This is a genomic window from Vibrio pectenicida, from assembly GCA_024347015.1.
In the GTDB taxonomy this organism is placed as follows: Bacteria; Pseudomonadota; Gammaproteobacteria; order Enterobacterales; family Vibrionaceae; genus Vibrio; species Vibrio pectenicida.
The window spans coordinates 668,404-691,816 of the sequence record AP024889.1; the positions used below are offsets into that span (position 1 = coordinate 668,404).

17 protein-coding genes are annotated in these 23,413 nt (G+C 41.5%); 12 read left to right on the forward strand and 5 right to left on the reverse strand.

Annotation, left to right across the window (positions count from 1 at the left end; genetic code table 11):
* Window position 1: 1 nt before the first annotated feature.
* A complete protein-coding gene (gene phoU / locus OCV27_RS03135) occupies window positions 2–700 on the forward strand; it encodes a phosphate signaling complex protein PhoU (RefSeq protein WP_125320039.1) in 699 nt (232 codons plus the stop codon).
* 27 nt (window positions 701–727) lie between these two features.
* Here phoU and ppk2 read toward each other — a convergent pair whose 3' ends face one another.
* From ppk2 to OCV27_RS03155, 4 genes are all read right to left on the reverse strand, one after another.
* Window positions 728–1,510, reverse strand: a complete 783-nt coding sequence (ppk2, locus tag OCV27_RS03140; RefSeq protein ID WP_125320038.1) for a polyphosphate kinase 2 — start codon at window positions 1,508–1,510, stop codon at window positions 728–730.
* 57 nt (window positions 1,511–1,567) lie between these two features.
* Complete coding sequence (locus OCV27_RS03145) at window positions 1,568–2,314, reverse strand: copper homeostasis protein CutC (RefSeq protein ID WP_125320037.1); 747 nt, start codon at window positions 2,312–2,314, stop codon at window positions 1,568–1,570.
* 182 nt (window positions 2,315–2,496) lie between these two features.
* Window positions 2,497–2,802: a YebG family protein gene (locus tag OCV27_RS03150; RefSeq protein ID WP_125320036.1), complete on the reverse strand. Its 306-nt coding sequence runs from the start codon at window positions 2,800–2,802 to the stop codon at window positions 2,497–2,499.
* 102 nt (window positions 2,803–2,904) lie between these two features.
* Window positions 2,905–3,801 (reverse strand): LysR family transcriptional regulator, encoded by an 897-nt coding sequence (locus tag OCV27_RS03155; protein WP_125320035.1) that lies wholly within the window; start codon window positions 3,799–3,801, stop codon window positions 2,905–2,907.
* Window positions 3,802–3,911: 110 nt separating this feature from the next.
* On the opposite strand from OCV27_RS03155, the gene OCV27_RS03160 reads away from it, so the two are divergent.
* The 4 genes from OCV27_RS03160 (at window position 3,912) to recD (ending at window position 14,269) form a co-directional block, all read left to right on the forward strand.
* Window positions 3,912–4,880 (forward strand): TDT family transporter, encoded by a 969-nt coding sequence (locus tag OCV27_RS03160; RefSeq protein WP_125320062.1) that lies wholly within the window; start codon window positions 3,912–3,914, stop codon window positions 4,878–4,880.
* Window positions 4,881–4,974: 94 nt separating this feature from the next.
* On the forward strand, window positions 4,975–8,445 hold the full coding sequence (gene recC / locus OCV27_RS03165; RefSeq protein ID WP_125320034.1) for an exodeoxyribonuclease V subunit gamma: 3,471 nt from the start codon (window positions 4,975–4,977) through the stop codon (window positions 8,443–8,445).
* A gap of 102 nt (window positions 8,446–8,547) precedes the next feature.
* Window positions 8,548–12,153: an exodeoxyribonuclease V subunit beta gene (recB, locus tag OCV27_RS03170; RefSeq protein ID WP_185759735.1), complete on the forward strand. Its 3,606-nt coding sequence runs from the start codon at window positions 8,548–8,550 to the stop codon at window positions 12,151–12,153.
* Between the two features lie 10 nt (window positions 12,154–12,163).
* Entirely contained in the window at window positions 12,164–14,269 is a 2,106-nt protein-coding gene (recD, locus tag OCV27_RS03175; protein ID WP_125320032.1) for an exodeoxyribonuclease V subunit alpha, read from the forward strand.
* Window positions 14,270–14,309: 40 nt separating this feature from the next.
* On the opposite strand, the gene argA is transcribed toward recD, so the two are convergent.
* Complete coding sequence (gene argA, locus OCV27_RS03180; protein WP_125320031.1) at window positions 14,310–15,635, reverse strand: amino-acid N-acetyltransferase; 1,326 nt, start codon at window positions 15,633–15,635, stop codon at window positions 14,310–14,312.
* 201 nt (window positions 15,636–15,836) lie between these two features.
* Here argA and mltA point away from each other — a divergent pair, with 201 nt between their 5' ends.
* The 7 genes from mltA to hisS all read left to right on the forward strand — a co-directional run bounded on the left by mltA (window position 15,837) and on the right by hisS (window position 23,365).
* Entirely contained in the window at window positions 15,837–16,937 is a 1,101-nt protein-coding gene (gene mltA / locus OCV27_RS03185) for a murein transglycosylase A (protein WP_125320030.1), read from the forward strand.
* A gap of 85 nt (window positions 16,938–17,022) precedes the next feature.
* Complete coding sequence (tcdA, locus tag OCV27_RS03190) at window positions 17,023–17,832, forward strand: tRNA cyclic N6-threonylcarbamoyladenosine(37) synthase TcdA (protein WP_125320029.1); 810 nt, start codon at window positions 17,023–17,025, stop codon at window positions 17,830–17,832.
* 21 nt (window positions 17,833–17,853) lie between these two features.
* Window positions 17,854–18,288 carry a cysteine desulfurase sulfur acceptor subunit CsdE gene (gene csdE, locus OCV27_RS03195; protein WP_125320028.1) on the forward strand — a complete coding sequence of 145 codons (435 nt, stop codon included), beginning with the start codon at window positions 17,854–17,856 and terminating at the stop codon, window positions 18,286–18,288.
* Window positions 18,289–18,455: 167 nt separating this feature from the next.
* A complete protein-coding gene (gene rlmN, locus OCV27_RS03200; protein WP_125320027.1) occupies window positions 18,456–19,580 on the forward strand; it encodes a dual-specificity RNA methyltransferase RlmN in 1,125 nt (374 codons plus the stop codon).
* A gap of 320 nt (window positions 19,581–19,900) precedes the next feature.
* Window positions 19,901–20,938 (forward strand): cytoskeleton protein RodZ, encoded by a 1,038-nt coding sequence (gene rodZ / locus OCV27_RS03205; protein WP_125320026.1) that lies wholly within the window; start codon window positions 19,901–19,903, stop codon window positions 20,936–20,938.
* Window positions 20,939–20,946: 8 nt separating this feature from the next.
* Window positions 20,947–22,065, forward strand: coding sequence for a flavodoxin-dependent (E)-4-hydroxy-3-methylbut-2-enyl-diphosphate synthase (gene ispG, locus OCV27_RS03210; protein ID WP_125320025.1), 1,119 nt, complete (start codon window positions 20,947–20,949; stop codon window positions 22,063–22,065).
* A gap of 31 nt (window positions 22,066–22,096) precedes the next feature.
* The gene (hisS, locus tag OCV27_RS03215; protein WP_125320024.1) at window positions 22,097–23,365 is read left to right on the forward strand and encodes a histidine--tRNA ligase; all 1,269 of its coding nucleotides are present in this window, start codon (window positions 22,097–22,099) and stop codon (window positions 23,363–23,365) included.
* Window positions 23,366–23,413: the final 48 nt, after the last annotated feature.

Consider the following 23,413-nt stretch of genomic DNA (forward strand, 5'->3'; position numbering starts at 1 on the left):
TATGAACTTTGGACGTCACATATCAGGTCAATTCAATGTCGAGTTAGAATCGATCCGTACTCATGTTCTCACTATGGGTGGATTGGTGGAGCAGCAACTGTCGTTTGCAATGCAAGCGTTACATAAAGAAGACATAGAATTAGCACGTAAGGTGGTGCGTGATGATCATAAAGTTAACGCTATGGAAGTCTCAATTGACGAAGCATGTACTCGGATTATCGCCAAGCGACAACCAACGGCTAAAGATTTGCGTTTGATTTTGGCTATCATAAAAACCATTACTGATCTTGAACGCATAGGTGATGTGGCTACTCGTATGGCCTATGTTGCGATTGAAAGCCCTTCTTCGAAAGAGTGTCAGTTTCAAGTATCACTCGAACCACTCTGTCGTCAGGCGATTGGAATGTTACACCAAGTGTTGGATGCCTTTGCACGTATGGATGTAGAGTCGGCTGCTGAAGTTCATAAGCTGGATGATAAAATTGATGCTGAGTATGAAGCCGTGATTCGTCAGTTGATGACCTATATGATGGAGGACCCTAAAAATATTCCCCATATACTGCAAGTGATGTGGTCTGCTCGAGCGATTGAACGAGTGGGCGATCGTTGTCAAAATATCTGTGAATACATCATTTATTTTGTTAGGGGTAAAGATGTACGTCATTTAGGTGATCAAAGTATTGATGATGCGCTACGATAAGTGATATCCCTCGCTATTTAAGTGTTGCTAGTATTTTTCTGGGACAAAAGATTGTGCCTCGATAGGGGGGCGTTCATAACCTTGTTTGTTTAGTTCAGGCAATTTGATCTCTTGATAATGTATGTCTTGGTAATCTATCTGCTCAAGTAGATGATTAATGCAGTTTAGCCTAGCTTGTTTTTTATTGTCAGATGGGACTACCCACCAAGGGCAGTTCTCAGTATCTGTGTGGTTAAACATCTTATCTTTGGCTTGTGAATACTCCTCCCACAGCTGACGAGATTTTAGATCCATTGGGCTAAATTTCCATCGCTTAATTGGAGTATTAATCCTTTCAAGAAAACGCTTTTCTTGCTCTTCATCAGAAACAGAAAACCAATATTTTATCAAGATGATTCCAGAACGCTGCAACATATACTCAAATTCAGGGCAAGATCGCAGAAATTCGCTATATTGCTCTTCGGTACAAAAATTCATAACGCGTTCGACACCAGCTCGATTGTACCAACTCCGGTCAAACAATACGATTTCTCCCCCTGAAGGTAAATGCGCTACATAACGTTGGAAGTACCACTGAGTTTTTTCTTTTTCTGTTGGAGTTGGTAAGGCGGCGATTCTGCATATCCGAGGATTAAGTTTTTCGGTAATACGCTTTATTACCCCTCCTTTACCTGCTGCGTCGCGGCCTTCAAAAATAACAACGACTTTCAAACCTTCTTGTTTCACCCATTCTTGAAGTTTTACCAATTCTATTTGTAGTCTAGAGAGTTCATTTTCATAGAAGTTATTATTCAGTTTACTTTTACCCATGACGTCCCCTTTTTTACACAGGCTATCACTTTGAGTGTTGTTAGAAGAGCTTGGATACTAAGAATTGAGAGCTTTTACAACTTTTTGAATTGCTATTGGGTTGGTGACAGGGATGATAAAGTCATCCAAGTCTTGGGTACCCATTTTTGCTTGGTTTGAGAAACGTTGCATTTTACTTGTGCGAGTAGATTTTCCAGATAGGTGGACTTCTGTTATCTGTGCTTTATCGACGATTGTGCTGACATTATCTGCATTTAGACCTGAACCTGCGATAATATTAAACCTTCCATTAGCCAGTTTTACCATTTCTCTTAAAGTATCTATGCCTTGCTCAGCATTAACGCTCAAACCTGACGTTAGTACCCTTTCGCAACCAAGTTCTGCAATTTCTTCGATAGATTGCCGAAAATCGACACATTGGTCGATTGCTCGGTGAAAGGTAACTTCCAATGTGTGCTGTTTTGCTTTGTTAACCAGGCGGCGAGCATGCGGCATATCGATTTGGCCCTTTGAGTTGAGTACGCCTAGAACGACACCATTGAGCCCTGCATGTGCTGCTATCTCGATATCCATTAACATACTCTCAATGTCATCATTGTCATACAGAAAGTCTCCTTGGCGGGGGCGTATCATGGCAAAAATAGGTATGTTTGATAATTGAGCAGCTTGCTTCATCATACCAAAGCTGGGTGTTAAACCTCCTAAGGTAAGTGAGGAACATAGTTCAATTCGTGTGGCACCACCTTCTATTGCTTGGTGGAGTGATTCAAGGTTATCAATGCAAACTTCTACAACATAATTCATGGCGATTAATTTGAGTACAAGAGAAAGGAGCTATGTTATCCCAAGTAAAATAAATTTATTAGGGTAAAGGTAGGTGGTGGCCTTTTCCTCAAAAGAAAAAACGAAAAGACGTGTTAAATCTTAATGCAAATACTTATATTATAAGTTCAGCACGCCTTGGTTTACCTGGAGTTTGGCGAAACTTAAGCTGCGTCGTCCTGAGTTGGCGTCTCTTTTACCTCTTCAATTGGTTCGACTGCTTTTTTCTTTGCAACTGGTTTGCGCTTTGCTCCTAGAGCGAATAGTAGCTCTTCCTTATTTTGTGCCAAGAACATAGCTAAATCTTCTTGTTTAGCTTCATCTTCTAGTAGTTCACTTTTACCCAATAGCTCAAACAGTTCATCAGCCATATCGAGCATTTTGTCATAGGCATCAGCTTCCACTTTAGAGGTAAAAGTCATTTTTTCTTCTCCGTTACGTTCTACCACGTACTTGACGATTACAGCCATGGTTGGTCCTCTAGCTCAAAAAATTAATTGGATTATTTACTGTCTGTTTATACAGTTTTTGTGGTGTTAAGTCCAGAATCGTTATGGTGATATCGAGTAAACCTAGGCATTTTTTTGCCATAAATGACAAAAATTAATGAAAGATTGTAGTAGGGGACTCTGATATTTTTCTTTATGTACCAACAACCAAAAACGCCTTTTCATATCAAGAGGTAGTTTTAATTCAACGACTCGACCATCGTGTATGGCAGGTCCTGCAGAAAGTCGAGATAAACAGCTCAGGCCCAGCCCCGCAGAGACACTATTTATTAGTGCTTCCGTCGTGTTAAGTTGAAAGCCTTCCTGCCATTGTTCAAGTCTAGGTGCTATAGCTCGAAGAAAAAACTCTCGTGAGCCAGAGCCTGGTTCACGTAGTACCCACTCGCTTTGTTCTAGATCACCTAAAGAGATTTGTTCTTTATTTACTAGGCTAGAGCTAGGGGCACAAATGACACACATTTCATCTTCGCTAAATGGGTTAGAAATAAGTTGAGGATGAAGTGTTTTTCCTTCGATCAGAGCAAGATCGAGCTCATAGTCAACCAGTTTTTCACAAATCAATGTGGAATTGGAAATAAATAAACTTTGAGATTTATGCCCGGTGTGTTGGCGAAAATCACGCAATAAATAGGGTGCAATTTGATTACCAACCGTATCACTTGCTCCTATTCTCAATTGGCCAGTTAATGTTTTATCACCGTCGAAGAGTTGTCTGATATCTTGGGCTCGAAGTAATAACTCGTCAGCTAAAGGTAATAATTTTTGTCCTTCTTGGTTAAGGATTAATCGATTGTTGACTCGATCAAACAGAGAGTATCCAATCTGTTTTTCTAGCTCTGATAGAGCCATACTCACGGCGGCCTTTGACAAAAATAATGCATCAGATGCAGCTGTTAGGGTATCGTGCTGAGTTATTGAGATAAATACTTTCAGCTGTTTGAGAGAAATGTTAGCGGCCATAATTTTTTGTTAAACTATTCTGAACGTTTGTTTTAAATAATTAGATATATCCGAACAAATATCAAGCGTATTATTATCGTTGAGGAACAGAGAAAGATTGTGAGGCGATGATGATTAAAGCAACAAAAGCAAAAGTGATGGGAGCCCCTACACCAATGGCGGGATTAGCCTTAGGGATTGCCAGTTTAGGATGGTGCTGGGAGAACTTTGCTCCTTTGCATGGTTTTGGTCAACTATTTGGATCCGCTATTGCGAGTATATTATTGGTAATTCTAGCGGTGAAATTTCTTTTCCACGGTCATTTACTTCGTCAAGATCTCGCTCACCCTGTCGTTGGAAGTGTGGTGCCTACTTTTGCTATGGCTACTATGGTGGTGTCCAATTCTCTTGGTCATTTTTACCCCATGTTTGGTGATATGATCTGGCTTGCAGCTGTAGGCTTACACATTGTTTTCCTCGTCAGTTTTGTGTACCACAGAGCAAAAGAGTTTGAATTGCATCATATGGTCCCTAGCTGGTTTGTTCCTCCGGTGGGTATTATCGTTGCCGATGTTTCTTTCTCAGGTAACCCAGATTTATTGGTTATTGCTAGTGGTACTCTAATCTTTGGTATGCTGGTTTATGCTGTCATGTTACCTATGATGATTTACCGTTTTATGTTCACTCATGAAGTGCCAGATGCAGCGAAGCCTACACTAGCAATTATGGCAGCACCTGCCAGCCTATCTCTAGCCGGATACTTGACTGTCGTCGCTCAACCATCCCCTGTGATTGTCGGATTATTGTTTGGTATCGGTGTTTTAATGACAGCTATTATTTATCTCGCTTTCTTTAGATTATTAAGATTACCATTTAGCCCAGGTTATGCTGCTTTTACTTTTCCAATGGCCATTGGTGCCACCGCTTTATTTAAACTTGCGAGCTGGATGCAAGTATCAGGGGTGGATAGCCAATATATACAGCAGGTGCATACTCTGGCTGAGGTTGAATTAATTATCGCTACTGCGGTTATTTCTTATGTAGCATTAAGATATTTTAACTTCTATCAACCCCATAAAGTGATAGTGCGTAATTCTTAGCTTTTTGAAGCATTGATCGAAGCTTAATACTCAAGAAACGAATACATTTATGCTAGTCTGGACGCAATAGCGGCAATGATAGTGTGAGTGTATTTTGTTTACTGTCTACCATTCCAACCAAGTCGACGTTTTAAAATCCTTACTGGTCGAGTTGATTCGGCTTAACCCTTTAGATAATCCTTTTGATCAGGAACAGATTTTGGTCCAGAGCCCAGGTATGTCCCAGTGGCTCAAAATCGAGTTAGCCAAAGAATTTGGTGTGGCAGCAAATATTACCTTTCCGCTACCTGCGACGTTTATTTGGAATATGTTTACACAAGTTCTTGCTGATGTGCCGCAGCGAAGTGCGTTTAACAAAGATGCGATGACTTGGAAATTGATGCAAATTCTACCAAGTTTGTTGGAAAAAGAGGAATTTTCTGCGTTAAAGCATTATCTGCAAAATGATCAAGATCAGAGCAAGTTATATCAACTAGCTGAAAAAATCGCCGACATATTTGATGGTTACCTCGTTTATCGACCTGAATGGATTGCCCGTTGGGAAACAGATCAAGAAGTAACTGAAATACAAGGTGAGCATAACTGGCAGCCTATGTTGTGGCGAGCACTATACGATCATACGCTTTACCTTGCTCAATCCCCTTACCATAGAGCTAATCTTTACCAAAATTTTATTGATAGGCTAGCCAATGATTCTGATCGTTGTGAACAATGGCCTAAACGCCTTTTTGTCTTTGGTATCACGTCTTTGCCCCCACGTTATATTGATGCGCTCAAAGCTATTGGTGAACATATTGATGTTCATTTAATGTTTACTAATCCTTGTCGCTATTATTGGGGTGAGGTGCGAGATCGTAAATACCTTGCGCGTCTTGCTGCTCGGCATCGCCAGCATTTGGTGTGGAAAGACGATCATTCTGAACGAGAAGGTGAATCGTGTCAGTTGAAAGGGGATATTGAACAGAATTTGGATGATGGGTTGCATACCCATGCTGTTGGAAATAGTTTACTTGCTTCCATGGGAAAGCTAGGCAGAGATAATATGTTTTTGCTGTCACAAATAGACTCACATGAAATTGAAGCTTTTGTTGCTATCGATAGAGACTCTTTATTACATCATTTGCAGGCCGATATTCTTAATCTCGAAGAGCAGCAGAATGATAAAATTATTGATTCAAGCCTGCATAAATATGCAATTGAACCTCAAGATCTTTCTATTAGTCTGCATGTTTGCCATAGCGCGATGCGGGAAGTTGAGGTTCTACATGATCAGTTATTGGCGATGTTTGATCTAGAATCGAGTCTAAAACCACGTGATATCATTGTTATGGTGGCGGATATCAATGCCTATAGCCCCGCCATTCAAGCGGTATTTGGTAATGCACCTGGCGAGCGTTTCATTCCTTATTCTATTTCGGATCGAACCGCTGATCAGGAAAGCCCTATTTTGCATTCGTTTATGCAGATTGTGAACTTACCCAATACCCGCTGTCTTGCTTCAGAGTTGCTCGAACTATTGGAAACACCTTCTATCTTATCTCGGTTTGGATTGAGTGAAGAAGAGTTTTTTCAAGCAAAGCTTTGGGTTGAGGAGTCTGGTATTCGATGGGGTCTTAGCCTTCATAGCGGAGAAGAATTTGATTTACCTGAAACGAGACAGAACACATGGCAATTTGGTATCCAGCGTATGTTGCTTGGCTATGCAATGCCTGATTCAGCCGGACTACTAGAAACAGAGAATGGTCTACTTTCACCGTATAATCAGGTTCAAGGAATAGGTGCTGACTTGGCAGGAAAATTAGCCCACTTTATTGAAACGGTTAGTGACTATCGCACCAAGTTGGCTTTAACTCAGCCAATTGAAAACTGGCGTGAAATATTGACCTTGGCTTTAGATGACTTTTTTAAGGTTGATTTAGAAGGTGAAGCGGTACTTAAATCAATTCGCGATACATTATCTGGATTGAATGAGCAAATTAAAGAGGCAGCATATCAACAAGAATTGACGCCCAATATTGTCTCTCAATACCTTAAAAGTAAACTTTCTACAACACGAGTGAGCCAGCGTTTTCTTGCCGGTCAGGTTAATTTTTGTACATTAATGCCGATGCGTTCGATTCCGTTTCGCACTGTATGCCTGCTGGGTATGAATGATGGCGTCTATCCGCGTAGTGTACCAGCAGAAGGTTTTGACCTTATGAATGGTAGAGCTAGGCCCGGTGATCGTTCACGTCGTGATGATGATCGTTATCTTTTTCTAGAAGCTTTATTATCTGCTCAGCATAAGCTCTATATCAGTTATATTGGCCGCTCGATTCAAGATAACACTGAGCGAGTGCCTTCAGTCTTGGTTTCTGAATTGATGGAATATTGTCAGCAAAACTACTGTTTGAAAGACGATGAAATGCTAAGTGTTGATCAATCTGGAAAGCGTTTACTGGCAGCAATTCGTTGTTTACATCCTATGGTTCCCTTTAGCCCTAGTGCTTTTTCTGCGCACAATACTAGCTATGCCAAAGAATGGTTACCTGCTGCTAACCGCCAAGGTCTAGTTGGTGGGCAGTTCAACTGTCAGTTAAGTGATTACTTGCTTGATGCTGTTTTCCCCCAGGAGCTGGATTTAGTGGAACTACAGCGCTTTTGGCGAATGCCGGTTCAATACTTTTTTAACCGTCGTTTAAAAGTGGTGTTTGAACCGCCGTTACCTGTCATTGAAGATGATGAGCCTTTTGTATTAAATGGGCTGGAAAGCTATCAAATGCGAGATAATTTACTTGAAGTGTTGCTTGAAGCTCAGCTCAAAGGCAGTGCAGAGCAGCAAGTCATTATTGAAGAATTTATTGCTCAGCAGCGGGCTCAGGGGAAGTTACCTGTTGGGGCTTTTGGTGATATTGAGTTTGAAACGAATCGTGTTCAAACACAGGAGTTAGTTGAAAAACTGATCTGGCTTTGCAGCTGTGAAGCACAAGACCGAGAAGTTAAACTATCTTTTGATACTTTGGGTGAGGGCAAGCCGATTGAATTAATAGGATGGCTGACTCAGAATTACCGCTCAGGCTCAGTACGTTTTCGTAGTGGGCGAATAAGGGCTCAAGACTATTTATCGACTTGGATTGATCATCTGGCAATGAATGCAATGGGGCATAACCAGTGCACCCATATGGTGGGGTACGATCGTAAAGAAGGAATTGTACACCTGACTTTTCCTGCAATAATAGATGCGAGTAGTGCTAAGTCTAATCTTGGTGAGTTGATTCGCCTCTATTATCAAGGTATGACGACTCCTTTAGCTTATTTCCCATCAACTGCTTTAGCGTGTGTTGAAGCTGGATTCAGTCGAGGAAGTTGGTCTGAAGACGAAGAAAAATCTTTGAAGAAAATGGCTGAGATATTTAACGATGGTTACCAAATTAATGGGAAAAAAAAGCTAGGCGAAGGTTCCAATACATATATTTCCAGAATTTGGCCAAAGTGGAGTGATGAACTTGCACTACAAGTAAGAGATTTAGCTACTTTGGTTATGCAAGCCCCAAGGTTAGCAGCGCAAGATAATTGTGGTGAATAACCTCGTTATGTTATGAGCGAATTTGTTGTTATTTAATATCGTTTAATTTACATGTCTTTATTGGAATAAATGAAGGGTTGGAAAACTGTGACATCTGCTTCAATGGCTATATCGCTCAATACCATGACTTTCCCATTGCATGGCGCTCGTTTAATCGAGGCCTCTGCAGGAACTGGTAAAACCTTCACCATTGCAGGATTATACCTAAGATTATTACTTGGCCACGGCAGTGCAAAGGCAAAGCACCAGCAGCCACTGACAGTAGATCAGATATTAGTGGTAACCTTTACCGAAGCCGCTACTGCTGAGCTGCGAGATCGCATTCGAGCGCGTATTCACGATGCGAGAATTGCATTTTCTCGTGGCAACAGTACCGATCCCGTTATTGAGCCACTATTACATCAGATTGATGATCATCACCAAGCTGCCGAGATTCTTTTACAGGCAGAAAGGCAGATGGATGAAGCGGCGGTTTATACGATTCATGGTTTTTGCCAGCGTATGCTCACTCAAAATGCATTTGAATCTGGTAGCCGTTTTGATAACGAATTTATTACCGATGAAAGCCGCCTTAAAGCTCAAGTAGTGGCCGATTATTGGCGACGTAATTTTTATCCATTACCACTTAATTTAGCGGGCGAAGTTCGCCGTATTTGGCACTCTCCTGCTGAGCTGCTAAGAAAAATAAGCCCTTATTTGACTGGTTCGCCGCTGCGAACCTCAGTGCCGGCGATGCAAGGAAGCTTAGCTGAACTTCACACTGAAAATCTTAACAAAATTGATCAGCTAAAAGCGCTTTGGCGCTCAAGCCAACAGGATTATCTCGCCTTAATTAGTGGCTCAGATGTTAATAAGCGCAGCTACAACAAAAAGTCTTTACCTAACTGGCTTGAAGTTGTTGATTTCTGGGCATCGACAGAAACGACAGGCTATGACTACCCAGATAAGTTGGAAAAGTTCGCCCAGAGTGTGCTCGATGAGAAAACACCTAAAGGCGATGGACCGAACCACCCGGTATTTGCTGCAATCGATGAGTTTATTCTAAACCCTATTAGCTTAGAAGCTCCTATACTGGCACACGCGATAGAAAAGTGCCGAGAAATGTTATCTAAAGCTAAGCAACAGAAACAATGGCTATCGTTTGATGATCTACTCACCCAGCTTTCGGCTGCTATAGATGATGACGTTACAGACCAACTTACTGAGCGCATACGTTCGCTATATCCGGTTGCGATGATCGATGAATTTCAAGATACCGATCCACTTCAATACAGTATTTTTAGCCGTATCTACCTTAACTCACCACAGTGTGGTTTATTTATGATAGGCGATCCTAAGCAGGCCATTTATGGATTTCGTGGTGCTGATATTTTTACTTACATCAAGGCTCGTAATCAGGTTTCTTCTCATTTTACGCTAGGGACTAATTGGCGATCGAGTGAAGATATGGTTTATGCGGTTAATCAGTTGTTTGATACACCAAAAAATCCATTTATATATGACGATGACATTCCCTTTTTGCCAGTAAAAGCTAGTCCAGACGCTAATAAACGCCGCTGGCTTCGGCATGGCCAGCCTCAACCCGCTTTGACTTTCTGGCTACAAGAGACGGAGGATAAACCCGTCGCTAAAGGTGAATATCAATATGCAATGGCACATGCATGTGCACAAGAAGTTCATGATATTTTATTGGCAGCGCAGCAAGACAATGCGGTGTTTGATGATGGGAAATCTCGACATAGCATCCAAGCTGGAGACATTGCCGTATTAGTACGAACTGGCAGTGAAGGCCATATTATCAAGCAAGCTTTGGCAACTAAGGGCGTTGCTAGTGTCTATCTTTCTAACCGTGATAATGTTTTTACCTCAGTGATAGCAGAAGATATACAACGCTTGCTTCAAGCTGTGTTGACACCAGAAAATGAGCGAGCGCTTAGAGCGAGTATCGCTTCTGAAATATTTGCCTTGAATGCAGCTTCATTAGACAAGCTCAATAATGATGAAATTGAGTGGGAAAATATCATCAATGAGTTTAAACAATACCGACGTTTGTGGATGCAGCGTGGTGTTTTGCCCATGTTACGTAGCGTTATGAGTAAAAGGCACATTGCTGAACGTTTATTGGAAGAAGATAATGGTGAACGCTCGCTTACGGATTTTATGCATATCGGGGAACTACTCCAACAAGCGAGTTTAGAACTAGATAGCGACCATGGTCTTTTACGTTGGTTAGCCCAATCAATAACAGATGCGCATACTGGGTTTGGTGGTAGCGAAGAACAGATTCAGCGCTTAGAGTCAGAACGAAACTTAGTGCAAATTGTCACTATCCACAAATCGAAGGGGCTAGAATATGATCTGGTTTTTTTGCCATTTGTGTTGAATTATCGTCAAGCTAGCGAAGCAAAATACTACGATAGTCGATTGGATCAAACCATTCTCGATATTACTGCACAAGATATATCACTACAGCAGGCTGACAAAGAAAGATTAGCGGAAGATTTGCGCCTAATCTATGTTGCACTTACGCGAGCTATTTATGGATGTTTTATTGGCATGGCACCGATTAGAAATGGTCGTTCTACTAAGGAGCCGACAGGGGTACATCATAGCGCAATGGGGTATTTGATCCAAAATGGCCAGCAAGGGGGCATCACTGAATTGACAACAGCACTTGTGCAGCATGCTAATAAATTGCCCAGTGTACAGCTGATGTCATTGCCCGAAAGTAATGATGTAAAGCTTGTGATATGCTCACCAGAGAATGTTCAATTAAGTGCTAGTGAGCTACAAACTGATATTGATCGCAACTGGCGTATCACTAGTTATTCAGGGTTAGTTAAGCAAGGTTCTAGTCATCATTTTGATGATGCTCTGACCGATATACTGATTTTAGATGTTGATTCCTCTGATGATCAACAAGGTGAAGAATTACTTGAGCCAGAAAAGAGTATCTTCACTTTTCCTAAAGGAGCGAGGCCTGGTACTTTCCTCCACACTTTGTTTGAAGAAGTAGAGTTTACTAAGCCGGCCACAAGTCAATCCAATACAGAGATTATTGCTGATTTGATGGAGAGTGAACAGCTAGATTCTACCTGGCTGCCTGTATTACAGATTTTAGTCGATACAGTTTTAGATACCCCTCTAGATGGTAAACAACTCAAACTGAATCAAAAGCAAGCATCTCAACGTCTTGTTGAGATGGAGTTTTTGCTACCGATTGAAATACTTACCGCACCTGCATTAAACCGGGTTATTCAACGTCATGATCCTTTATCTGCTAAAGCTGGCGATCTAGGGTTTCATTCTGCACAAGGTATGCTAAAAGGGTTTATTGATTTGGTGTTTGAGCATCAAGGCCAATATTTCATACTCGATTGGAAATCCAATTTCCTTGGCAATAACCTAAGTGATTATCATGGAGATGCTCTAAAGGACGCAATGGCTGAGCATCGCTATGACCTGCAATACCAAATCTACGCTTTAGCATTACATCGTTTTTTACGTTCCCGTTTGCCTACCTATGATTACCACTCTCATTTTGGTGGTGTTTATTATTTATTTTTGCGCGGTATGGATGGGGAAAGTGAACACGGAATCTTTTATGCTCGACCGACATTGGAGCTTTTACAAGATTTAGATAGTTTGATAGAGGGGCGTCCCATAGAGCCAAAGCAAACCAGCTCAGGGCAGATTGAGTTAATATAGGGTCCTAGTTATGCAAAATCTGTTTTTATCTCTTAAGCCTTTGGTTGAAAAGGGAGTAATACGACAAATTGATTATCAATTTTCCCGATTTATTCATCAGCAAGGCAAAGACGACAATGTGGCTTTTATTGCCGCTATTCTAAGCTGTGAATTGGGCAAAGGACATATTTGTCTACCCTTGTTAGACAGCTATGGTCAGCTGTCCGATTTGGTCACTAAACTGGGCATATATGGCGACCTTGCTCATCAGCTCAATCAAGTATTGCAAAAGATAGATTGGCTGCAAGTATTGGACAATGCCACGTTAGTTGGAGAGCCGGAAGAGACGTTACCTATGATTTTTGATGGTGAAAGGCTTTATCTTCACCGTTATTGGCATTATGAGATGATGTTAGCAAAGCGTTTAAATAGCTTTGGGTCACCTATGATCCTAAAGCCTACTAATGTTAAAAAACTAACTCAGTTACTGAATCATTTATTTGCCAGAAATTATCGCTATCTCTTTGATTCACTAGTTTCAGTTCAGTCTGATGGTAGCTCAACGCAGGTGATTAGACAGCAGCTTGTTTGCGATCATCTTGATGTTGTTAACGGCGAGCTGCTTGATTGGTTCACCATAGACCAAAAGCTTCTCAGTGTATCTAAAATAGAACAGCTTAAATTCCTAGATGATTTGGTGCCCTTGTCTGTTTGTGTTAATTGGCAAAAGGTTGCGGCTGCGGTTGCCTTGACGCGTCGTTTTACCGTCATTTCTGGTGGCCCCGGAACGGGCAAAACGACCACAGTTACTAAGTTACTTGCTGCATTAAATGTTCAGGCTCAGCAAGTAAATGAGATGCCGGTTATTAAATTGGTTGCCCCTACAGGTAAAGCGGCGGCACGTTTGACCGAATCTATAGGTAAAGCGGTGGCTGAACTGCCGATTGAACCGAGTTTGAAAAGCCTTATACCTACTGGCGCGAGTACTTTACATCGTTTGTTAGGCTCTGTGCCAAATAGTGCCGAGTTTCGACATAATCAACAAAATCCTCTTCATCTAGATATTTTGGTTGTCGATGAGGCATCCATGGTTGATTTATCCATGATGTATAAGCTGGTGGATGCCTTACCCCAGCATGCACGTTTAATACTTCTGGGTGATAAAGATCAGCTCGCATCTGTAGAAGCCGGTGCAGTATTAGGTGATATTTGTTTATTTCATCAATTCGGATACAGTTCTGAACAAGCCAAGATGATTAGTCAATTGACGGGATTTGAATCACTTATCAATACATCGAATAGAGCGGTAACAATTGCAGATAGCTTGTGTATGTTACAAAAAAGCTACCGCTTTGATGCTCGTTCAGGGATTGGTCAATTTGCTAAGGCAATCAATTCAGGTTCAATGACAAAAGTTGGCTTAGTTTTGCAAAAGGACTTTGATGATGTCGCGAAATTTCCTGTCGATAGTCATCATTACAGTCAGATGATTCAAACCTTGGTTCATGAGTACAGCCACTACTTAAAGCGTGTCGAGCAGTCTAGTGAAAATGTTGGTTGTGATAAATCAGAGATGATTCATGACACAGCAAAAGAGGCACTACAGCTTTTTTCTAAATGCCGCTTACTTTGCGCTGTTCGTGAGGGCGATTTTGGTATTGTTGGGCTAAATCAGCGTATAGAGCGTGGGTTAAAAGTTCGTAAATTGATTAAGGCGCAAGATGAGCTTTGGTACCATGGTCGTCCTGTTATGGTTGTGCGTAATGACCACGCTTTAGGGCTATATAATGGTGATATTGGATTGTGCTTGCTCGATAACTCAGAGGGAGTTGAAAGACTAAAAGTATTTTTTGAATTGCCCGATGGTTCAATCAAAGCTGTGTTACCAAGTCGAGTGCCAGATCATGAGACAGCTTATGCGATGACGATTCATAAGTCTCAAGGAAGTGAGTTTGAGCATACCTTGGTGGTATTGCCGCCTGAATATACCCCGCTTTTGACACGTGAGCTTATCTACACAGGAGTGACGCGAGCTAAGCACCGTTTGAGCTTATTTGTTGATGATAGAGTTATGGCTCGCGGTATTAAAATTCGTACGCAAAGAGCTAGTGGGTTAGTTAAACGTCTCTCACAATGACGTCTTTTTCAGTGCGTTATATCCCTGTAAAAATTAAAATTTAAAGCTCAATTGCTAAAATTTTCGATTTGCGCTGATAGTTGTAGAGATTTTGTTTGTGTGAGGGTAAAAACTCGACCGACATTTCCTGAAAACCCTGTTCACGGAACCAATGAATACTGCGGGTAGTAAGGACAAAAATATGTTTTATACCCTGAGCCTTGGATTGTAACTTGATGTGTTTAAGTAATAGAGCACCACGGTTTCCTTCTCTGTATTCAGGATGAATGGCAACACAGGCCATTTCCGCCATTTTTTCATCGGCATATGGATAGAGGGCTGCACATCCAATAATTAATCCGTCTTTTTCAATGATAGTGAATTGGTGTATCTCCTGTTCTAGTTGTTCTCTTGAGCGTCTGACTAGTACACCTTGTTGTTCAAGAGGGTGAATTAAATCCAAAATACCACCAATATCATCGATATGGGCTTGTCGGACTTGTTCTGTACTTGCTTTAGAAATTTGAGTGCCTATTCCATCGATAGAAAAGAGCTCTTGAATCAGCGCCCCATCAACTTTGTAACTAATTAAGTGGCTACGAGGCACCCCTGAGTTACAAGCTGTTGTTGCCGCTTTTAAAAAACGCGTTGTACCGGAGGAGTCTTGATTTTCTTGTTCTAGTTTGAGAAGAAATTGTTTGGCATCACGCGGAAACAGCTCAGCTACAGCTCTTCCGTCACAGTCTATAACGCCTTGTTCAGAGCAGAAACAAATCAGTTTATCTGCACTAAGCTTGATGGCAACTTGAGTCGCAACTTCTTCGGCAAGTAGATTGAATGATTCTCCCGTTACGGAACCTGCTATTGGCCCTAGAAGAACGATAGAACCCTGATCTAAGGCTCGATTGATGCCTTGTGTATCTATTCGCCGAATACGGCCACTATGAAAGTAATCAACGCCATCATCTATGCCCAGTGGTTGAGCAGTAACAAAATTACCACTGACAACATTGAGTTGAGTACCAGCCATTGGCGTGTTGCTAAGGCTCATTGACAGTTGAGCCGTAATAGCTAACTGGAGCTGACCGGCGGCCTGCATGACAATATTCAAAGTCTGTTGATCTGTTACGCGAATCCCTTTGTAGTAGGGGCTCTTATGATTAGACAGTTCAAGCATCTGATTTATCTGTGGTCTTGCGCCATGTACGACCACAATATTGACACCTAAACTATGGAGTAGGGCAATATCATTGATGATATTTGAAAAATTTTCGTCTGCTACGACTTCACCACCAAGCATAACAACCATGGTTTTGCCGCGGTGTGCGTTCACATAAGGAGCAGATTGACGAAATCCTTTGACTAACGCTGTATTACGAATTTTCATAACTATTATGCTTGTGAATTACTATGTTTTAATAATGCATTTTTATTCTATTATCTTCAAGGTTTTTGTTCCTAAATATATGATGATCTTTTAGGTGAGATTGTCAGAAATTATTAAAAATGGCTTTGGTAGAAATATCCTTGATTGCGCTAATCGCTTGAGTTTGTCATCCTACATGCAGTTCAATAAGGAATCATTCTCGTGCTTAAAAAATATCTTCCTCTTGTTGCCGCCAGTGTTTTGTTTGGTTGCGCACAGCCCAAGGATCGTGCTCAGCAATATCTTGATGGTGAATTTGTCTCCATACTTAATAAAAGTACTATTATCGAATCTAATAAACCGAAGGATTTTACAAAGTTTGCTAAACAATCAGAACAAGTGATTGAAAACTCACCATCAATGACCAGCCTATATCTGCCGTTGTACGAAAAATTAAATGAATGGGTTTTACAAAGTGGTGATACTGCACACTTGGCTGATTTTGGTGTTCAAGCTGCCCAGTTAGGTGGAGGAGATAAAAAGGGTAATGTTTTATTTACGGGGTATTTCTCACCAGTAATGGAATTGCGTCATGAGCCAAATGAGACATATCGATATCCCGTTTACGCTAAGCCAGACTGTGAAGCTGATTGCCCAACGCGAACGCAGATTTATGATGGTGCCTTAGAAGGTCTGGGACTTGAATTGGGTTATTCAGCCAATATGATTGATCCATTTATGATGGAAGTCCAAGGAAGCGGCTTTGTCCACTTTGAAGATGATACATTGGAGTACTTTGCTTACGGTGGTAAAAACAACAAAGCCTATGTCAGTATTGGTAAGGTGCTGATTGAAAGAGGCTTGGTCTCTCGTGAAAAAATGTCACTCAAAGCGATAAAAGACTGGGTGTTAGCTAATGATGACCAAACAGTACGTGAACTGTTGGAGCAAAATCCATCTTTTGTCTTCTTTGAACCAAGAGCGGACGCACCGGTGACAGGGACTGCTGGTATCCCATTATTACCTATGGCTTCTGTCGCAGGTGACCCTGCAGTTTTCCCAATGGGAACACCAATTCTTGCTGAAGTACCTTTATTAAACGCAGATGGCAGCTGGAGTGGAGCGCATCAATTGCGTTTACTTATTGTTCTAGATACTGGTGGTGCGGTTAAGCAAAACCACTTAGATCTATATCATGGTATGGGACCAAGAGCGGGCACTGAAGCCGGGCATTATAAGCACTTTGGCCGTGTTTGGAAGTTAGGGTTAGAAAACTCAGCAACTCAGGCTCCTTGGGCTTTACCCCCGGAAAAACTAGAATAGTCTGCGCTGGCTAGACTTTTTATCAAAGAGTGCGTATAAAACGCACTCTTTGTATTTTACCCCTAATATCTCGGAGGAAAGCACCATGCGTGAACTTAATACACCTGCTTCGGACAGTTATGACCAACGTTTTGGTGGGACTCGACGCCTTTATGGTCATTCGCAAGTCGAAATTCTTCGTGCAGCACATGTATGTGTGATAGGTATTGGGGGAGTTGGGTCGTGGGCTGTTGAGGCATTGGCACGTTCGGGGATTGGTCAATTGACATTGATCGATATGGATGATGTTTGTGTGACTAACATCAATCGACAAATCCATGCAATGAATGGCAATATCGGCCAGAGCAAAATTGAAGTGATGGCTGAAAGAGTCAAGCTTATTAATCCTGACTGTCAGGTAAACTTGATCGATGATTTTATAGCGCCAGACAATCAGCATGAATATCTAACTAAGGACTTTGATTATGTGCTTGATGCCATCGATAGCGTCAAAGCGAAAGCCTCATTGCTTGCTTATTGCCGCAGTAATAAGATTAAAGTAATTACAACTGGTGGTGCTGGAGGGCAAGTTGATCCAACTCAGATTAAAGTCGCGGATCTGACCAAAACAATTCAGGATCCGCTGGCAAAAAAAATCAAAGATACTTTGCGACGTCATCATAATTTCCCTCAAAACCCACAACGTAAATTTGGAATTGAGTGCGTCTTTTCAACTGAGCAGTTGAAGTATCCACAGCCCGATGGAACAGTATGTAATATGAAATCAACAGCTGAGGGACCTAAGCGTATGGATTGTGCGAGTGGTTTTGGAGCAGCAACCGTTGTGACTGCTACTTTTGGCTTTGTTGCAGTTGCACGTATTGTGGAAAAACTGATCCAAAAGTTCAGCCAGTAATCATTTAGTTTAGAGGTCCGTATGTCATCTTTTCCTCGCTCGCCTTTTGGCACAGAGATTCTTGTAAACGATATTGTTTCAACCATGCAGGGCTTGAAAGGGTGGGAAGAACGTTATCGCCAAGTCATTCTTTGGGGAAAAAAGCTGCCTGAAATGCCTGATGAACTAAAGACTGATCAAGTTAAAGTCACTGGCTGTGAAAGCCTAGTTTGGTTGGTGAGTAACAATATCGATGGGGTATGGTATTTTTGTGCGGACTCAGATGCTCGTATTGTTAGAGGGCTGATTGCACTAGTATTAACCCCTTTTGATGGTAAAACGTCACAGCAGATTCAAGCATTTGATATTGAAGGATACTTTAAAGAATTAGGTCTTGTTTCTCATCTCAGCTTATCGCGTGGAAATGGATTGAAAGCTATCGTAGAACAGATAAAACAGCTCACACTTGAGAAGTAGCAAGTGATTTTTAATCAGTATTTTTTTAATAATTAATGTTGTATAAAATTTAATCAAAGCAATATTAATGATTTATATAATACAGGGCGTTAGAGATCTTGTTGTTGTTGAGTAAAGGCTGTACAATTCGCGCCCTTAATTAATGTTACGTCGTTTCGTGAGGTTCCATGAACACTGAAAAAATCAATCTACTTGACTTTGACCGTAAAGGGATGCGTAAACTGTTTGCTGAAGAATTCGGTGAAAAAGCATTTCGTGCCGATCAAATAATGAAGTGGATTTACCATTTTGGTGTCGATAACTTCGAAAATATGAGCAACATTAATAAAAAATTGCGTGAAAAGCTCATGCATCGCTGTGAAATTAAAGCGCCAGTTGTTGCTGAAGCTCAGCATTCGTCTGATGGTACGATAAAGTGGGCAATGAAAGTCGGCGATCAAGATGTAGAAACGGTCTATATTCCTGAAGATGATAGGGCAACCTTATGTGTATCCTCACAGGTAGGATGCGCTCTCGAGTGTAAATTTTGTTCTACAGCACAGCAAGGATTCAACCGTAATCTAAAGGTGTCTGAGATTATTGGTCAAGTTTGGCGTGCTGCACGTGAAGTTGGCTTAGAAAAAGATACAGGCCGACGCCCTATCACTAACGTTGTTATGATGGGAATGGGAGAGCCTCTACTTAATATGAAAAATCTCATCCCAGCGCTTGAACTCATGCTTGATGATCTTGGTTTTGGTTTATCCAAACGTCGAGTTACGGTATCTACTTCTGGTGTTGTCTCTGGTCTAGATAAGATGACTGGGCAGATAGACGTTGCTCTAGCCATCTCACTTCATGCACCGAATGACAAATTGCGTAGTGAAATTATGCCAATCAACGATCGTTGGGATATTGAAGATTTTCTAGCATCAGTTCGTCGTTACATAGATTCATCTAAAGCTAATCGTGGTAAAGTGACAGTTGAGTACGTTCTGCTTGATCACGTTAATGACGATATGGAGCATGCCCGTGAACTCGCTGAGTTACTTAAAGATACGCCATGTAAAATTAACCTAATTCCATTTAATCCTTATCCTGGTTCACCTTATAAAAAACCAAGTAACTCAAGGATAGACCGTTTCCAAAAGACGCTAATGCAATACGATAATACTGTAACTGTGCGTAAAACTCGAGGTGATGATATCGATGCGGCCTGTGGCCAGTTAGTTGGTGATGTTATCGATCGTACTAAGCGTACTGCGACTATTCGTGCTGCAAAAGGTGAAACGATAGCCGTTAAGGCTGTTTAAAAAGATTGTTTTGGATACGAAGCCAGAGCTCTGCTCTGGTTTTTTTTAAACTGATTGAGCTAAATAATGTCAAAATATAGAAAAACCTTGAGCTAGTTGTGAATTATACGTGTTTTCTATGTTGTTTCATCTCTGATATCTATTAGAATTAAACTTTAGTGCTTTAGGAATAATATCCCTAAGATTTATGTGAAGTACTTTATACATTTTGGTGAGGGATTTTCCTCAAAATATAAGATTCTAGTTCAAGGCAGTGCAACTAACGATAAATAACGAATGTGCATTTTGGATAGAATCCTTCAAAAAGAGACGTTTATAAAATGAGTGCTGAACAAACACCCCTGATAGACGAAGAGACAAAAGTTGAAGCAGGTACGATTTTAAAGCAGAAACGTGAAGAACTCGGTCTGACATTGGAGCAGGTCGCTAGTCGGCTGCGTCTTCGACGTGCAATTATCGAAAATATCGAATCAAATCAGTTTGAAAGTGAGCAAGTTGCTACTTTCACACGCGGTTACCTGCGTTCGTACGCACGTGTCGTTGGTGTAGAAGAATCTGTTGTTTTGTGCGCTCTGGATGACAATGGAGAAGCTCAACATCAAGAGCATGAAATGCAAAGTTTTTCCCAAAAAACTAATCAAGAGAGACATGATAATCGAATAATGGTCCTGACATGGGGTATTTGTGCTGTTATTGTCAGTATTTCTTGTGTTTGGTGGTGGCAGAATCAAGAAAAAACAGCGGTTGAGTTAACTTCCGTAACTGAGCAAGAAAAGAAAATAGAACAAGAATTAGCAGAGAACAATAAGTTGGACTTTGCAGCAGTTGAACCTGAGCCCTTAACAAAGACCAAGCAGGAAGAATCAGAAATTGCAGAGACGCCACTAGAAGATGTGACAACTCAAGCTGCGACTCTTGCCGTGGAGCCTAAAAAAGTGTCTGAAAATACTGCACCGGCCATATTGGTAGCAGAGCCGACCAAAGTTCAGCCAGTGCCCTCGAATAACCCTGCTACACCAGACTCAACACCTACAAGCAACGTTTCTGACACGGCAGACAATCTCTTGAAGGTAGACTCAGAAGTATCGTCTAAGCCAGAGAAGCCCACCACTTCCATAGTGGCTAACTTACTTGAAATGTCTTTTCGCGATGATTGTTGGATTCAAGTTAAAGATGCTACTGGTAAAACGCTTGCGACTGGTATCAAGAAAGCTGGTCAAGGTTTACAGCTAACAGGTAATCCTCCTTACAAGGTTATTTTAGGGGCGCCGGAAAATGTATCTATAACATTATCAAGTGAACCTGTTGACCTTTCTGGGTATACTTCTGGTAAAGTAGCAAGATTCACCTTACCTTAGAAATTATTATGCAATACCAATCTCCTATAAAACGTCGTCCATCTACTCGTATTTATGTGGGTGATGTACCCATCGGTGACGGAGCTCCAATAGCTGTACAGTCGATGACTAATACAAGAACAACAGATGTTGAAGCAACTGTTGCGCAAATTAAATCATTGGAAAATGTTGGTGCTGATATTGTGCGAGTATCCGTGCCGACTATGGATGCTGCGGAAGCTTTTAAACTCATAAAGCAACAGGTATCTGTACCATTGGTCGCCGATATTCACTTCGATTACCGTATTGCTCTGCAAGTTGCAGAATATGGAGTGGATTGTTTACGCATTAACCCCGGAAATATTGGTAAGGAAGATCGTATTCGGGCGGTTGTTGATTGTGCGCGTGATAAAAATATCCCAATTCGAATCGGTGTCAATGGCGGCTCATTAGAAAAAGATATTCAAATGAAATATGGTGAACCAACACCTGAAGCCTTGGTGGAATCAGCCATGCGACATGTGGATATCCTAGATCGTCTTAATTTTGACCAGTTTAAGATTAGTGTAAAGGCATCTGACGTTTTTCTCGCCGTAGATTCATACCGCTTGCTTGCACAAAAAATTGATCAGCCTCTTCATTTAGGGATTACAGAAGCGGGCGGAGCACGTGCAGGGGCTGTGAAGTCTTCTGTTGGTCTTGGGATGCTGTTAGCTGAAGGAATCGGCGATACTTTGCGTATTTCTCTGGCCGCAGATCCAGTTGAAGAAATTAAAGTAGGTTTTGATATTCTTAAGTCATTGCGTATTCGCTCGCGAGGAATAAACTTTATTGCTTGTCCGAGTTGCTCTCGACAGGAGTTTGATGTCATTAACACGGTTAATGCATTAGAGGAACGCCTTGAGGATATTATCACGCCAATGGATGTTTCGATTATTGGCTGTGTGGTTAATGGACCGGGTGAGGCTGAGGTATCCCATCTCGGTCTTGCAGGTAGTAATAAAAAAAGCGCTTTCTATGAAGATGGTAAGCGTCAGAAAGAGCGTTTTGATAACGATGACCTTGTTGATCAATTAGAAGCAAAAATTCGGGCTAAAGCTTCCGTCATGGATGCCCAAAATCGCATTGATGTTAAAGTCGAAGATTAAGTTCAAGATCACCTAAATTACGGTAAATATTGTGGTAAAAAAAATTCAAGCAATTCGAGGCATGAATGATTGTCTTCCAGCTCAGTCAGCGCTATGGCAAAAGTTAGAAAACTCAGTAAAGAAAGTAATCAGTGCATATGGTTACACTGAGATGCGTATGCCAATTGTTGAGATGACACAGTTATTTAGTCGAGCAATCGGTGAAGTTACCGATGTGGTTGAAAAGGAAATGTACACTTTTGAAGATCGTAATGGTGATAGTCTGACTCTTCGCCCTGAAGGAACAGCTGGCTGTGTGCGTGCATGTATTGAAAATAGTTTAATTGATCGTTCAGAACAACGTGTATGGTATATGGGGCCTATGTATCGTCATGAAAGACCACAAAAAGGACGCTATCGCCAATTCCACCAGTGTGGGGCAGAGGTTTTTGGTCTTGATGGTCCTGATGTTGATGCTGAACTTATTATGATGACGGCTCGTCTATGGCGAGAGCTAGGTATTTCTGAACATGTGCGCTTAGAACTTAATTCAATTGGGTCATCTGAAGACAGGATCAATTATCGTACGGCGCTGATCGCGTTTTTGGAACAACATATCGATGTTTTAGATGACGATTGTAAGCGTCGTATGCATACTAACCCATTACGTGTGTTGGATAGCAAAAACCCAGACGTTCAAGCTATTTTAGCAGATGCTCCACGCCTTTCTGATTATCTTGGAGAAGAGTCAAAGCAACATTTTGCAGGTTTATGTGAACTTCTTAATGCTGCGGGTATCGAATACACGGTAAACGAGCGTTTAGTGCGTGGTCTTGATTACTATAACCGGACTGTATTTGAGTGGATAACTGAAAGTCTTGGTGCGCAAGGTACTATATGTGGCGGTGGTCGCTATGATGGTCTAGTTGAGCAGTTAGGCGGTAAAGCGACTTCTGCAGTCGGTTTTGCTATGGGCCTAGAGCGCTTAGTGCTCATGCTTGAAACACTCGAATTGACAGATGTTCGCCGAGCAGTTGATGTTTACATGGTGACCGCTGGTGAAGGTACTATGATGGCAGGTATGAAGCTTGCCGAACAACTGCGTGAGCATATCGATGGGCTGCGTGTTATGAGCCATTTTGGTGGTGGCAACTTTAAGAAGCAGTTTAAGCGTGCTGACAAAGTTGGTGCATCTTTCGCTTTGGTTCTTGGTGAGAATGAAGTCGCAGAAAGCACCGTGGTACTAAAAGATTTAATTGGCGGTACTCAAGAGACCTACAGCCAAAATGATGTAGCTGCTAAATTGGCAGAACTGGTTTAAACACAATTTCAAATTAAAAGTGGCGGCTCAGGTCGCCATTTTTTGGAT

Bases quoted from the DNA above. Each gene is read 5' to 3' on its own strand.
- phoU (WP_125320039.1), top strand. From the start codon at position 2: ATGAACTTTGGACGTCACATATCAGGTCAATTCAATGTCGAGTTAGAA.
- ppk2 (WP_125320038.1), bottom strand. From the start codon at position 1,510: ATGGGTAAAAGTAAACTGAATAATAACTTCTATGAAAATGAACTCTCT.
- OCV27_RS03145 (WP_125320037.1), bottom strand. From the start codon at position 2,314: ATGAATTATGTTGTAGAAGTTTGCATTGATAACCTTGAATCACTCCAC.
- OCV27_RS03150 (WP_125320036.1), bottom strand. From the start codon at position 2,802: ATGGCTGTAATCGTCAAGTACGTGGTAGAACGTAACGGAGAAGAAAAA.
- OCV27_RS03155 (WP_125320035.1), bottom strand. From the start codon at position 3,801: ATGGCCGCTAACATTTCTCTCAAACAGCTGAAAGTATTTATCTCAATA.
- OCV27_RS03160 (WP_125320062.1), top strand. From the start codon at position 3,912: ATGATTAAAGCAACAAAAGCAAAAGTGATGGGAGCCCCTACACCAATG.
- recB (WP_185759735.1), top strand. From the start codon at position 8,548: ATGGCTATATCGCTCAATACCATGACTTTCCCATTGCATGGCGCTCGT.
- recD (WP_125320032.1), top strand. From the start codon at position 12,164: ATGCAAAATCTGTTTTTATCTCTTAAGCCTTTGGTTGAAAAGGGAGTA.
- argA (WP_125320031.1), bottom strand. From the start codon at position 15,635: ATGAAAATTCGTAATACAGCGTTAGTCAAAGGATTTCGTCAATCTGCT.
- tcdA (WP_125320029.1), top strand. From the start codon at position 17,023: ATGCGTGAACTTAATACACCTGCTTCGGACAGTTATGACCAACGTTTT.
- csdE (WP_125320028.1), top strand. From the start codon at position 17,854: ATGTCATCTTTTCCTCGCTCGCCTTTTGGCACAGAGATTCTTGTAAAC.
- rlmN (WP_125320027.1), top strand. From the start codon at position 18,456: ATGAACACTGAAAAAATCAATCTACTTGACTTTGACCGTAAAGGGATG.
- rodZ (WP_125320026.1), top strand. From the start codon at position 19,901: ATGAGTGCTGAACAAACACCCCTGATAGACGAAGAGACAAAAGTTGAA.
- ispG (WP_125320025.1), top strand. From the start codon at position 20,947: ATGCAATACCAATCTCCTATAAAACGTCGTCCATCTACTCGTATTTAT.